Consider the following 14255-nt stretch of genomic DNA (forward strand, 5'->3'; position numbering starts at 1 on the left):
CAACATGATGCAGTGGATTGCCATGATCACGATGTTAATTGATCATATAGGGGCTGTCTTTTTTCCACATATTATAGAGTTGAGGATCATAGGTCGTATCGCTTTTCCAATCTATGCTTTTGCAGTGTATATCGGTTATAAACATACACGAGACGTACAAAAATACATATGGCGGCTGTTCTGGATTGCGATCATATCACAGGTGCCGTTCATGGCTGCTTTTAATCATTATTCTCTGAACGTGGTGTGGACATTGTGGTCAGCCCTGTTGGTATTATTCGTTATCGATAAATTGCCATCCAAACTACTGGGGATTCCGATTGTAATTGGAGCAGGTTGGTTCATGGAAATTAGCCAAATGGATTACGGGATGTACGGGTTGTTATTGGTTCTGTTATTCCGCTATTTCCAGGGTCCTGTACTTGTCGTAGCACATGTTGTGTTAAATGCACTATATCTTCTGCTGCATAACAGCTCTGTGCAAATGTATAGTGTGCTCGCAACCGCCGGCATTGCTATTGCTCAGTATTATCAAGCGGGATTCCGTATGAAGGGGCCACGTTGGGTCTGGCGTTATTTCTATCCAGCTCATCTTGCCATCATTGCAATTATCCGATGGATCTAAAAGAATGACCCAAAAATGCGAAGTAAAGAAGCCATCTTATCGTCAGTGAATGACGATAAGATGGCTTCTTTCGTGTGACCTTATTTATTAATTAAATGCTAATGATAAAGTGAAACTTACTCCATTGCTGTAGAAGTGCCGTTATGGTGCCGGATTGCAGACGGGAAATATCCAATCTGAACGGCGTAGTCCAACATGGCGGAGATGAAGCGATCATCTGTTTTTGCACATGAGATTCCGGCAGGCTCCACATAAGCCGTTGTGACAGGGCAAGCATAGACATATGCTGAATCCTTCGCACCGTCTCCTTCAAGCTGTGCAATAGCCAACTGAAGAGCTTCCGGCTCTTTGCTGATGCTCGCATCGAACAACCAACGTGTGTAATCCGCGAATGGTAGCGTCTCGACTTCGTAACCAGCCCGATTCACAGAACGGATCAGCTCATCATAACGGATGGGCTCCGGATTACAGATGTGGAATACACGACCAGCGGTATCCTGACGTAAGGCCAGATGAACGATAGCTTCACTTGCATAGTTGATCGGTGTAAAATCAACCATCCAGTCAGCCGCAGGAGCCTTGCCGAGCAATAACATCGCTTTGATCATACGATAAAAGGCGTTGCTATCAATATTGGACTGGAAGCGTCCAGTTTCGGAGTGGCAAGTGAGATTACCTGCACGATAGATGCTGACAGGTACACCTTCCTCTGCCGCAATCATGAGCACTTTCTCGGCTTCAAGCTTGCTGTCCGAATACAGGTTGTCCACATGCAAGTCAGCCGGGAACCGATCATATTGCAGGGAAGATTCCCATTGTCCGCTGAGTGCCAGATCTTCCGGAATACCCATCGTGGATACATGGTGGAAGGAGGCCCCAGGTTTGCTGCGAATCAAGTCTAGCAATGCGACCGTTCCTTCCACGTTTGTTTTAGCGAACTGATCGGCATCGCCAAAATGACGTACGTCTGCAGCGCAGTGGATGACACGATCAATTCGATCCTGAACATAAGCCCTTTGTTCAGCGGAAAGACCGAGATTAGGTTGTTCGAGATCCCCTTCAATAATCTCCACACGAGTGGAGAGATGGTCAGTCAGTTGTTTGCCGAAATATCCTTCCAGCACGTTAGTCAAACGTTCCATTGCAGTTATTCCATTGGAAGGTCGACGAACAAGGGTGTAGATCCGTGTACTGGAATTCAGAATTAACTGTTGCAGCACATGAGAGCCCAGATAACCAGTTGCTCCAGTCAGTAACACATGCTCAGGTTCACGAATGAGCGGATACCCCAACTGGGGCGTTAGCTCCACAGGGTGTTCGGATAATTGTGTAATCATACCGTCGGTCACCACTGAATCCGTAACTACTGCTGCACTGAGAGACAATACTTCCACACGACGAGCGAGAGCACGGACTGTTTTCTCGGCAAAGAAGTCGGCAATGTTCAGTTGCGGATAATGTGGCTTCAGAATAACCAGTACATGAATAACCCGGAGTGAATCCCCACCGATATTGAAGAAGCTGTCTTCGACACCGAAGTCATCGTGCTGAAGGATTTCTTTCCATGCGTCCAAGATAATGGATTCCGTCTCCGTCTCAGGCATGACCCGGTCAGGGCGATCTTCATGTCGTTCCACATGAGGCAGGGATACCATCGCTTTGCGATTGATTTTTCCAGTCGGTGCAATCGGCATTTCATCCAGCTGACAGATCCACTTTGGTACAAAATAAGAAGGAAGTTTCTCCGTCAGTTCTGCCTTGATGTCCGTAACAGAGAGGGTACTGCCATCTTTCGATGTAAAGTAACCAACCAGCATATTTTGTCCATCGGATTCTTTTTTCGGAATGACCGCAACGTTCTGGATCTGATCAAGCCGTGCAAAGTGATCTTCAATCTCCCCGATCTCAATCCGGTGACCACGAATTTTTAGCTGAGAGTCACTGCGACCAACATATTCCAGCAACCCGGTATCCAGCAATTTGGCAATATCGCCCGACTTGTAGATTTTCTCACCTATCGCAAACGGGTTCTCAATGAATGCTTGCTCTGTACGTTCTGGCTGATTCAGATAACCTTTGGCCAATGCAGGGGTAGCAATATATACCTCACCAGGTACACCTGCCGGACAGAGCTGTTGTTCTTCATTCACAATGTATACTTTGTAGTTATGAATCGGTTTACCGATAGGGATGTTCACCACATGTTCGGGAACCTGCTCACTGATGCGGTGAGTAGTTGTGGCTACTGTACATTCGGTAGGTCCGTACACATTAACAATATCAATCTGGTTTCCAAATTTGCGCTGGAAGGCACGAACCTGTTCACCATATAACGCTTCTCCGGCTACAGTAATGATTCTGACTTTGGCCAGCTTGTGGAAACCTTCATCGGATAAGTAGGAAGCAAGCTGATTGAAGAAAATCGTAGGCAGTATCGTAATGATGGTTGTTCCTGTCCGTTCAATTGCACTTGCGAATTCTTCAACGGATACACGTTCTTCCGCAGACAACAGATATAATTCTGCTCCATAGAACAAGGCGCCAATGGTATCCCACACGGATGCATCAAAGCTGTATGTAGCAAACTGGGTTAATACATCACCTGGTTGAATGTCACAATCACGCTGAACCACACTGCCAAGATTGGTTACACCTCGGTGGGCAATCAGTGCACCTTTGGGTTTACCGGTCGACCCTGACGTGTAGATAATATACGCAAGATCATCCGGCTGAATATCCAGATTGGGATTACTTGCTGCAAATCCGGCTAAACGACCATTCACAGCGAGAATCTGACGGACCGTAGCTATACTGGAGAACAAGCTGGAAGCTTGGGCATAAGAAGCCTCCGTTGTCAGCACGAAGGAGGATGCCGTATCTTCCACGATATAACTGTTACGTTCTTGTGGATGCTCAGGGTCGATCGGAACATACGCACCACCTGCCTTCAGAATACCAAGCAGGGAGATGATCGTCTCCAGACTTCGATCCATAAAGATACTCACGAATTCACCTTTCTGCAATCCATTGGATAACAGAACACGTGCAACCTGATTAGCTCGTTCATTCAATTCCCTGTACGTATAACTTTTGGATGGCGATGTTATCGCCGGTGAATCTGGATATGCCGCTGCCGTTGCTTCGAACCAGCCATGAACCGTTTGATTCTCTGGATCGAGAACAGAAGTATCATTCATTTCACGGTAAAGCAATCGATCTGAGGCGGAAAGAATATCTACCGTACCGATTGCTTTCTCACCGTCACGCACGAGGGCGAGTAGAAGAGTCTGATAATATTCTGCATATCTCAGCACGGTAGACTCTTTTAACAGTGAACTATCATAGAACAGATCGAGGATGAGCATGTTCTGATCATCTCGAACGTTCCAATTTAATATTTGAGGAGCTTGAGGCAACTGTACACTATTCAGCATAAAAAACGATTCAGGGTATCCACCGTTTTGCAACGTGTATTCAATCTTGAGCTGCTCTGAAACTTGATGACATAGTTGGCTGAAGGTCGATTTCCCCTGAATCTGTAATGAAAGATAGGAAGCTGCCTGATCGGGGGAAAGTATACCTATGGCAAGTTCCTGTTCAGCTGACAATCGGAATAACAAGGCTGCATAAGCTGAGAGTAGTACCGGGTACACCATCTGTTCTCCATACTTCTGTTTAAGTTCACGGCTCAGAGAAGCATGTAATGTGATTTGAGCAGACTGATAAGAGAATGATTGTTGACGTCGCCCAAAATCCAGTGGAATCTGCAGAACTGGCAAGCTAGATTCCATGGAATGGGAAGAAGATGGTTGGTTTTCAATCACTTCAGTTATTCCTCCTTGGTTCAAACCGAATGTTTGTGGATTTGAATTATTGTTTGCTTACATTGAAATGAGAGATCAATTCTTGGAGTTCCTCAGACATGCTGTTAAGGCGTGTGGAGGAGTCTACCAGTGTAATCAAAGATGCTTTTTGCTCATCAACAGATGAGGAAATTTGTTCACTGCTGTTTGCTGTCTTACTTACGCTTGAAGACAAGTCGTCCGCTGTAGCGGTCATTTCCTCCGTACCCGCAGAGATTTCTTCTGTCGCGCTTGATACTTCCTGAATCTGATTAGATACTTTTTTCGCTGCTTCTAAAATATCTTCGAACAGTTGTCCTGTTTGATCGGCTACGCTGAGTCCTGTATCTACTTCTGACGTACCTTGTTCCATTGCACGTACAGCTTGTTTAATTCCAGCTTGAATCTCTTGGATCAATACGCCAACCTGGCTGGTTGCTTGTTCAGACTGCTCGGCAAGTTTGCGTACTTCACCTGCAACAACTGCAAATCCTCTTCCTTCTTCACCAACACGAGCTGCTTCAATGGAAGCATTAAGAGCAAGCAAGTTGGTCTGGCTGGAGATACCCGAGATGATATTGAGAATATCGCCGATTTCCTGTGAACGACTCTCCAGAACCTCAATGGCAGAAGCGGTATTCTTAACCGATTCCGTAATCAGATTCATCTGTTCAGACACCTGACGGACAACGCTGTTACCTTGTTGCGAACGACGTTCCATCTCATAGGCTTCATCCGCTACACTTGCCGAGCTGCTGGCAATCGTCTGGATTACGGTAGCCATCTCGGACATGGCACGTGCACTATCCCGGGTTGCCTGTTCCTGTGAACGAATGTTGGAAGTGATTTGAGTTACATTATTATTGATAGAATCTGCATTCTCACTGTTGCGCTCGGAAACTTCATATAGCTCTTTGGCAGACTGATTTACTTCTTGTGACGTGATTTGCACTTTAACGATAGTATCGTTGATTTTGCGAACCATGGTGTTGAACTTCTCGTTAACGAGTCCCAGATCGTCTTTGCCTGTCGGAATGTTGACATTCAAATTACCCCGACTTACGTCATCAATTCCTTTGATCAAGTGACGGATAGGGGAAAGTGTGTTTTTAACTACAAGGTATTGGATAATCAGGAATAACAGCAAGAAGGCCACAAGGATGATAATTCCGTTTTTGAGCAAGGAGTTTAGTCCCGCGGGTACGGCTGATGCATCTGCATCAACGGCAAAATATGAGAAAATCTTTCCGTTGCTGTCTTTGATTGGATATGCAATAGTTGTCCATGTTCCGAAATCATCGGAATAAAATGTTGTGAATGTTGGGCGATCCGTATTAAGCATTTCTTTCAGTGCATTGGCTACAACGACCGGCTGCTCATACATGTCACCAATATTTACGTTCTCACTTTGAAAAGCCTCTCTTAGGTTGGTTGGCATCGCTACAAGGGAAGTTAATCTCTTGTTATCGCCACCGAGCTCAACACCGAAGATGTAGGCTTGTGCAATGTTAGGATAATATTCTTGCATCTCATCGAAATACGCTCGTAATTTCGTTTGTGTTGCTCCATCATAGCTACCTTCCGTAATAGCAGCTTGTACCTCGGCAGGATTGATATCTTCAGCCCATTTTTTGGTAATTTGTTCCACCTGTCCATGCAGCTGTTCAACAAGAACTGTTTTTTGAAAATAGTAACTGCTTGCGATAAGTGCTACCCCGATGATAACGATATTGGTAAATGAGAGTAACAAATTTTTGGAGAAAAAAGACATGCTTTTCCAACTTAATGATTTCACTAAATTCCACTCCTGATCTTCTTTAAATTAAGAAACTTTAGGGTTGCATTGGTACAGTGAACTAGATCATTCCGTGATCCCCTCCAAAGGAAATTTATGCGACCATGGTCTTGGTTTATCAGTCGCTTTCGTAGAGACTTATGTACCGTATGAACCATAGGTGTCTAATTATTAAAACACATCTATAATTAATATGTCGTATAAAATGTCGTTAAATTGAATAGTATCGTTAAATTTTTTTTAATATTTTACGTATTTATGGACATATCAGATGGTTTATAGGTATTTAGAACTGTTTATTTTAAAATTTCCCATTTTTTAGCTTCATTCTGTATTCTATAACATGGTGGGTAAAAATACATCCTTCAACAAAACAAAAATATGATGGCAGAGATGCAACAGAAGGCACGGATATACATCGGAAGCGGTTTTATCTATAATAACTACATATGCATTTCTCAAATTATGAGCAGCGGGGGTTTATAGATGAATCTTAAACAGATAGCAGCAGAGCGTGCGGCAGAATATGTTGAAGATGGAATGAAGGTTGGATTGGGTACAGGTTCAACAGCTTATTATGCCATCTGCCGGATCGGTGAGCGGGTACGTGATGGATTGAACATTCAAGCGGTTGCCACTTCAGAGGCTTCGGACAAGCTTGCCCGTGAATGGGGGATTCCCATCGTCCCATTTGACCAGATTGGACGTCTGGATCTGACCATTGATGGTGCTGATGAAGTTGATCCCGAATTTAACCTGATTAAAGGGGGGGGCGGGGCTCTTTTGCGTGAGAAAATCGTGGCGGCCAATAGTGACAAATTGATTATTGTAGCGGATGGCAGCAAAGCCGTGCAAAAGTTGGGGAAATTCCCGCTTCCAGTTGAGGTGGTTCCATTTGCTTCTGAGTGGACCTTCCAGGCGCTCGAAAAATTGGGGTGTCAACCACAGTGGCGGATGGATGGACAGCAACGTTATCTGACAGACAACGGAAACCTGATAGCAGATTGCCACTTGGAGGCGATTGATCACGCTGCGGACCTTAATGTTCAATTGAATATGTTACCAGGTGTTGTTGATAACGGACTATTTGTTGATATGGCTAGTACAGTCATTCTTGCCAATGCGGATGGAAGTATCGAAGAGCTTCATCGTTCTTAATATGGAAGAGGGTGATTTTCATCGTATGAAAGAACTGCCAATCGTTGATGGTGAACTTGTACTCAGGTGTGTGGAGAAACAGGATCTGAAAGAACTCTATGAATTGATCTACAGTGATGACGTACCTGAATGGAAGCAATGGGATGCACCCTATTACCCACTTAAACACGAAAGTTATGAAAGTTTTGAACAAGGTATGCTCAAACGTATGGACGTAGATCCAGGCGATTCCAGACCCGTATCAATCCGTATTATTGAATCCGACAGACAAATTGTGGGTACAATCAGCTATTACATAGAAGATGAGTTATCCATGTGGCTGGAAATGGGGATTGTAATATACAGATCTGTCGAGTGGGGACGCGGGGTTGGCACACGCTCACTTGTCATGTGGTCAAGTCATTTGTTCGAACAGATGCCTTTGGTTCGGGTTGGATTGACTACTTGGTCTGGTAATGAACGTATGATGCGTGCGGCTGTGAAAGCCGGATTACAGGTGGAGGGGCGAATGCGGAAGTGTCGTATCGTTCGCGGACAGTACTATGATTCAATTCGTATGGGGATGCTCCGTGAGGAGTGGGAGCAGAAGCTGGCCCCTCATACGAGCCGAAATGTAAACAACTGATGGAGGATTATTGAAATGCTGAACACGGAGGACAACCGGGAACTGTCTTTACAATTATTCGTGGTTCTTGTTCGGGCCTACAATTCTGTGACCTCACGTTCCAATCGGGACATCCAGAGTCACGGACTGAATACGACAGAATTTGGTGTGCTTGATTTGTTATATCATAAGGGACCACAGGCATTGCAAAAGATTGGTGAAAAGGTGTTAATGTCTAGTGGTAATATTACGTATGTTGTAGATAAGTTGCAAAATAAAAATCTGCTGTTTCGTCGACCATCCAAGGAAGATCGGCGTGTCATTTACGCTGAGTTAACCGAGGAAGGAAGAGAATTGTTCACACAGATATTTCCTCAACACCATCAGGTCATCATTGATGCTTTGGAAGGACTTGACCCTTCCGAGAAAGTAGCTGCGATTAAGATGTTGAAGAAGCTGGGACTGGCGGCAGAAGGGAAAACTGACTTGCGTTCATAACGCAGGTCAGTTTTTTTTGTGGATCTTGAAAAGTACAGGTATATACTGGCTGACTGACTTGCAAGGCCCTCCATAATATAGGAAGATTGTTCTATACATTCATCGTGTGTAAAACATGATTATCGAAAGTTCATGTATAATGGAACATAACGATTAAGAGCGGAATGGATGGATTGGATCAAGTAGAAGAACCTATCCCGATTGCAAGTTAGCTAACATCAATCTCATTCTGGATTAGTCACGAATGAAGATTGAGTGTGATGCGGGTATGAGGAGGGGTGCATCTATGAGTCATCAAGAAGCAGGAGAACGTTTGCTCCAAGAATCTGCGAACTTAGCTGATAAAATAACGGAGAAACAGTATCTCAGACAGCCCGATTTACTTGAGCGATTTGGCGAGAATGGAAAAATGCGAACCAAACAGGATTCGGAGTATAGCTTGAACTATTTGGCAGAAAGTACGCTCGTACAGAGTCCAGGTCTGTTTACTCATTATATTGCCTGGCTGAAAGTTCTACTTGAGGGTTATAAGGTATCACCAGAAGACCTGGCGATTAATCTCAATCTGATCAAAGAGACATTGGAAGAAGAATTTGACCATCCGTCAAAGGCACTTCTGCTCGAGTATCTGGAGATGGGAATATATAGAACAACACATATGGAGTCACAAGCGGGTTACATCAACGAATCCATGCCATATGGAGATGCCGCGCAATCGTACTTACAGTGCTTGCTTGAGAATAAACGGAAAGAAGCCTTTGAGATCATTGAAGCCCAGTTAGAAGCCGGGGTGACAATTCGAGATATTTATCGATATATCTTTCAGCCCACCCAATATGAAATTGGACGATTGTGGCAATGCCATCGTATCAGTGTGGGGCAAGAACACTTTTGTACGGCAACGACCCAGTCATTCATATCACGTCTTTATTCCCGCTGGCTGATTCATACGGGTCAGGATAAAAAACTAGTGGCTACCTGTGTAGGCAGTGAGCAACATGAGATCGGACTGCGTATGCTCACAGATGTGTTCGAGATGGAAGGTTGGGATACGCACTATCTGGGAGCCAATGTTCCCAATGGAAGTGTCATAGAGGCTATAGAGCGGCATCAGGGCGATGTTGTTGCGATTTCAGTTACGATGACGTATCACCTTCATCTGGCCAAAGAGTTGATTCATCTGATCCGTCATCATCCAGCAACGGCACATGTGAAGATTATGGTGGGGGGATATCCCTTTAATATTGATCAGGAGTTGTGGAAAACGATAGGAGCTGACGGTTATGCTCCAGGAGCCGATGAAGCGATAGCGGTTGCAGAACAATTACTGTCTCAGCCAGTTACATGTAATTATCTTGATATGGTTAGGGATTAGGAGAGGGATGTTGTGATGTCTAATGAGAGCGGAGAGATACAGAGGCTACGCAGAACGATTAAGCAGTTATCAGATCAGATGATCCGGAGTAAAGAGCAAGAGGAACGGATACTTACGGAATTCTCGGATATGAATAATGAACTGGTGACACTCCAGCGTCTGCTTGCAAAGAACAATAACAGTCTTGAAGCTGCACGTCAGCAAGCAGTAGACGCAGGTGATTCAAAAATCGCATTTATTGCAGGCATCAGTCATGATTTTCGTACGCCATTAAATGGCATATTGGGGATGGCTGAGATGCTGAAGCTGTCTCCATTGTCTGAAGAACAGGAGAATTCCGTTTCCGTTATACAGGATGCTACCAAACTGTTGCTTAAGCTGATTGAGGATCTTCTGGATCTGTCCAAACTTGAGGCGGGTCAGATGCGACTTGAACTGGGAGAAGTGGATCTGCAAGAGACGATAAACTATATTGTTCGTTTGCTCGAACCCCAAGTCAGAAAGAACGGAAATCAGTTATCGATAGACTGTGACCCCAGAATCTCTACCCTTCTTGAAGGGGATTCAACGAGGATTACACAGATACTGATCAATCTAATTCAGAATGCGAACAAATTCACATCAGAAGGTACAGTGCGGATACGAGTCGCCCTTATGAAAGATGATGAGATTACACAAATGATCCGATTTGAAGTCGAAGACACGGGGATTGGTATCTCGGAAGAAGATCAGAACCAGTTATTTCAACCCTACGTGCAGACTGAACGAGGACGCTCAAGTGAGTATGGAGGAACGGGCCTTGGATTATCGATCTGCAAGTCGCTCGTTACACTGATGGAAGGTCAGATTGGAGTAGACAGTCAGGAGGGTGAAGGATCAACATTCTGGTTCGAACTTACACTTGGTAAGAAAGACGGTAACCAGTCTGTTGCTTCCGCTCAAGAGCATCAGGGGCAGGATATGGATGATGAAGCTCCTTCTGTATCTGTATTGCTGGCCGATGATAATGTCATCAACCGGCAGCTTGTTATGTTGCAGCTCAAAAAACTGGGAATAACCCAAGTGGACGCTGTAGTGAATGGGGAAGAGGCAATAGCTGCTTTTCTCAGCAAAAAATACAGTTTGATTCTCATGGATTATATGATGCCAGTGATGGACGGTTTGGAGGCAACATGCAAAATCCGCTCGATAGAAATGGATGAAATGCGCCATACCACACCAATCATTGCAATGACAGGTAATGTCATGCAGGGAGAGAAAGACAAGTGTATGGAAGCCGGGATGAATGACTTTATTGGCAAACCCTTCACGCTGGAAATTTTGAGTAAGATGATCGAGAAGTGGCAGCAATCCTCCGAACCGACCGAGGTACTAAATATGAGCATCGTACATGAGATTGCGGAATTAAACACCGATGGCGATCGTACACTCCTTGGTATGTTGTTGGACATGTATCGTACCGATACACCTGGCAAGATTGAGGTGCTGCGCAGACATATTGTGTCCGGTGACCATGTTGCTGCAACCGAGGTAGCCCATGATCTGAAATCAGGGAGTTTGAGCCTAGGGATTCGTTATTTATCAACTTTGTTTGCTCAGATAGAGCAGTTCGCGAAGGAAGGTCAATCACGGAAAGCAGAACCTTTGCTGGATGCTTTGTTACCCGCCTATCAAGCAGCATGTGCAGCACTGCAACGAGTAAGTAAAGATTGAATATATCTTAATAAGGAAAGAGGGTAGGGCTCGTTCATGTTATTCTACGTACTTGCAGTACTGGTACTGATCGTTCTTGCACTTCTGTGGACAGGAGGGCTTTATTTTTTCAAAACGGCCATTCGCCGTACGCCAAAAACGTTTTTGGTAGATAATCCAAATCTGATGCCTGAACCGGACAATGAAATCATTAGCAGTGCTTCTGACCTGAAGTGGCTGGATGCTCAGCCTACAGAAGAGATATCTCTTCAATCACATGATGGATTAAAACTGTATGGTACATGGCTCGGTTCCAATAAAGGGTCGAATCAGACGGTTATTCTGGCACATGGTTATTCGGGGAGAGGCAGAGAAATGGCTGGATTCGCCCGGTTTTATGCGGAAAAGCATGGTTATAACGTACTCATGCCAGATGATCGAGGTCATGGACAGAGTGAAGGTGATATCATTGGTTTTGGTTGGTTAGATCGGAAGGATTATGTCCAGTGGACCAACTGGGTGCTTGAAAAAGTGGGTACACAAGGGGAAATCATATTGCACGGCATATCCATGGGAGGAGCAACCGTACTGATGACAGGTGGTGAAGTTCTGCCGATTCAGGTTAAAGCGATTGTATCTGATTGTGCGTATACATCCGTGGAAGAAGAACTGACGTTCCAGTTGAAGCAATTATACAAGCTACCTGCATTTCCGTTTATACCTGTCACAAGTCTGATCTCCCGGTGGAAAGCAGGGTATTCCTTTAGAGAGGCTTCTGCTCTCAAGCAGCTTGCCAAAGTTAACGTTCCCGTGTTATTTATCCATGGTGAGGCTGATACGTTTGTACCAACGGAAATGGTGTACAGGTTGTATGAAGCCTGCCCAACCGAAAAGGAATTGCTGACCGTCCCCCGTGCCGGTCATGGCACAGCGTTTCAAGTCGATCGCACCGGATATGAGGCGGCACTGGAATCCTTTATGAAGAAAAATCTGTCGCCTGCTTTTAATTGATTTTTTTGTGACAATCTGGGTATTAAGTAGAAGATGCAAATCATTTACTAAACGATGGGGGTATCTTGATGGGAAACGAACAATTTGAGGCTGCACGAAAAGCAGAGGCAGGTTATCATTCCAATTTCTATCAGAATAATGAATTATTCGCCTCTGGTACCTGGATGTCGAGGCCCATGCCTATGGTGATGGATATGCTGGAACGCCTACTTGCTCACAAGGAGGAATTGCGTGTCCTCGATCTGGGATGCGGAGTGGGAAGGCATACGATACCGATTGCACAGCGCCTTGCAAAAACGAACAGTGAAGTCATCGGTGTGGATTTGCTGGATGAGGCCGTAGACGGACTTCGCAAGTATGCGAAAGAATATCAGGTTGATCATATCGTACAGGCAGTGAAAGCAGATGTTGAGCATTATGCTGTGGAGCCAAACTATTTTGATTATATTGCTGCATGTTCTTGTTTGGAACATGTCTCAAATAAGCAAGCCTTCATGGAAGCGATAGACCGGTTACAGGTCGGAACTCGTACAGGGGGCATTCATTGTATTACGATGAGTACCAATGTGGAGGAGAAAGAAATCAATACAGGCAAGGAGATTGAACCATTAATTGAACTGAACCTGCCCACAGCCGAGGCGATTGCTATACTGGAGGATGCCTACAAAGGCTGGAATATTCTGCTTCAGGAACACGTTACACAGACGATTGAAGAGGAAAAGTATGATGAACCGACACAATTTCGTTGTGAACTGCTTCGTTTCGCTGTGCAAAAGCAATAAATTCTCTGCCGGGACCTGACAATGGACCCGGCAATCTTAATGTGTGGTCGGAAGGGAGATGGTTAAGGATGAATACATATGTATTAGGGATGGATGGAGGAGGGAGCCACACGCGTGTGGCTGTCGCAGATCAGAACGGGAAGATTTTATCCTATGTGCAAAAGAATGGTTGCAACCGTTATCACGATACCAATGCTGAGCAAAATGTGCTGGAGGGTATCGGAGCTGAATCGGCACACGACTTGAACTTTTAGAGGCTAACGACTACAATACGATAACGGAAACAAGCAAGGTATAGGAGGAATCAAGGTGTTAATTAATCTGAAATCACGCATACAGGAGCCGGAAGTACAGGAACTATTGTCCTACTCGGTCTTTCCTGATCCGGATCACTTGAACCGTGCGTTGCAACAATATGTAGAGAAAGACGAATTGCAAATGGGCGGTTACGAAGATGAGGGACAATTAATCGGTCTGATTGGATATGAGAAGACAGGAACAAGTGAGGTTACCATTCATCATATCTCGGTTTTGCCTGAAAACCGCTTTAAAAATTATGGACGTGGTATGATCTCACAACTGTTGGCAACATACAACCCTGATAGACTGATTGCGGAGACCGAGTTGGAAGCCGTCGAATTTTATCGGAATACGGGGTTTGTGGTATATAGTCTGGGTGAATTATACCCAGGTGTGGAGCGATTCCGTTGTGTGCTTGAAAAAGAGGAAGATACTGACGAAGAGTAGCACAGAGACCATTTATTACTTTAAGAAATATATGGATTATAATCAGTACAGGATGTTGGATTTGGCAATGAGCTGAGTCGGACGTCCTGTTTTTTTTGTCGTTTTCATCAGAAAAGCAGGAAAAAA

At 44.7% G+C, this 14255-nt stretch carries 12 protein-coding genes; 10 read left to right on the forward strand and 2 right to left on the reverse strand.

All coding sequences use genetic code 11. The features are described 5' to 3' along the window. Positions 1-4 precede the first annotated feature (4 nt). On the forward strand, positions 5-625 hold the full coding sequence (locus MKY95_RS11650) for a TraX family protein (protein WP_339198834.1): 621 nt from the start codon (positions 5-7) through the stop codon (positions 623-625). Between the two features lie 116 nt (positions 626-741). Here the strand turns inward: MKY95_RS11650 and MKY95_RS11655 are convergent, their stop codons facing one another. Together MKY95_RS11655 and MKY95_RS11660 are read right to left on the reverse strand one after the other, a co-directional pair. Beyond that, positions 742-4449, reverse strand: a complete 3708-nt coding sequence (locus MKY95_RS11655) for an amino acid adenylation domain-containing protein (RefSeq protein ID WP_339198837.1) — start codon at positions 4447-4449, stop codon at positions 742-744. A gap of 46 nt (positions 4450-4495) precedes the next feature. Continuing rightward, positions 4496-6238 carry a methyl-accepting chemotaxis protein gene (locus MKY95_RS11660; protein ID WP_036610901.1) on the reverse strand — a complete coding sequence of 581 codons (1743 nt, stop codon included), beginning with the start codon at positions 6236-6238 and terminating at the stop codon, positions 4496-4498. Between the two features lie 510 nt (positions 6239-6748). Here MKY95_RS11660 and rpiA point away from each other — a divergent pair. The 9 genes from rpiA (at position 6749) to MKY95_RS11705 (ending at position 14129) form a co-directional block, all read left to right on the forward strand. Beyond that, positions 6749-7420, forward strand: coding sequence for a ribose-5-phosphate isomerase RpiA (rpiA, locus tag MKY95_RS11665; protein ID WP_047842431.1), 672 nt, complete (start codon positions 6749-6751; stop codon positions 7418-7420). A gap of 25 nt (positions 7421-7445) precedes the next feature. Next, the gene (locus MKY95_RS11670; RefSeq protein WP_076318719.1) at positions 7446-8045 is read left to right on the forward strand and encodes a GNAT family protein; all 600 of its coding nucleotides are present in this window, start codon (positions 7446-7448) and stop codon (positions 8043-8045) included. A gap of 15 nt (positions 8046-8060) precedes the next feature. Then, positions 8061-8522, forward strand: coding sequence for a MarR family transcriptional regulator (locus MKY95_RS11675; protein WP_036670259.1), 462 nt, complete (start codon positions 8061-8063; stop codon positions 8520-8522). Positions 8523-8808: 286 nt separating this feature from the next. After that, positions 8809-9897, forward strand: coding sequence for a cobalamin-dependent protein (locus MKY95_RS11680; protein ID WP_076318470.1), 1089 nt, complete (start codon positions 8809-8811; stop codon positions 9895-9897). 15 nt (positions 9898-9912) lie between these two features. Continuing rightward, entirely contained in the window at positions 9913-11610 is a 1698-nt protein-coding gene (locus MKY95_RS11685; protein ID WP_339199951.1) for an ATP-binding protein, read from the forward strand. A 36-nt stretch (positions 11611-11646) separates the two neighbouring features. Continuing rightward, a complete protein-coding gene (locus MKY95_RS11690; RefSeq protein ID WP_047842434.1) occupies positions 11647-12600 on the forward strand; it encodes an alpha/beta hydrolase in 954 nt (317 codons plus the stop codon). A gap of 68 nt (positions 12601-12668) precedes the next feature. Further along, complete coding sequence (locus MKY95_RS11695) at positions 12669-13382, forward strand: class I SAM-dependent methyltransferase (protein ID WP_339198840.1); 714 nt, start codon at positions 12669-12671, stop codon at positions 13380-13382. Between the two features lie 68 nt (positions 13383-13450). Further along, entirely contained in the window at positions 13451-13636 is a 186-nt protein-coding gene (locus MKY95_RS11700) for a hypothetical protein (RefSeq protein WP_339198842.1), read from the forward strand. A gap of 55 nt (positions 13637-13691) precedes the next feature. Next, on the forward strand, positions 13692-14129 hold the full coding sequence (locus MKY95_RS11705; RefSeq protein WP_036609514.1) for a GNAT family N-acetyltransferase: 438 nt from the start codon (positions 13692-13694) through the stop codon (positions 14127-14129). Positions 14130-14255: the final 126 nt, after the last annotated feature.

This window comes from Paenibacillus sp. FSL P4-0176 (assembly GCF_037975265.1).
Lineage (GTDB): Bacteria > Bacillota > Bacilli > Paenibacillales > Paenibacillaceae > Paenibacillus > Paenibacillus amylolyticus.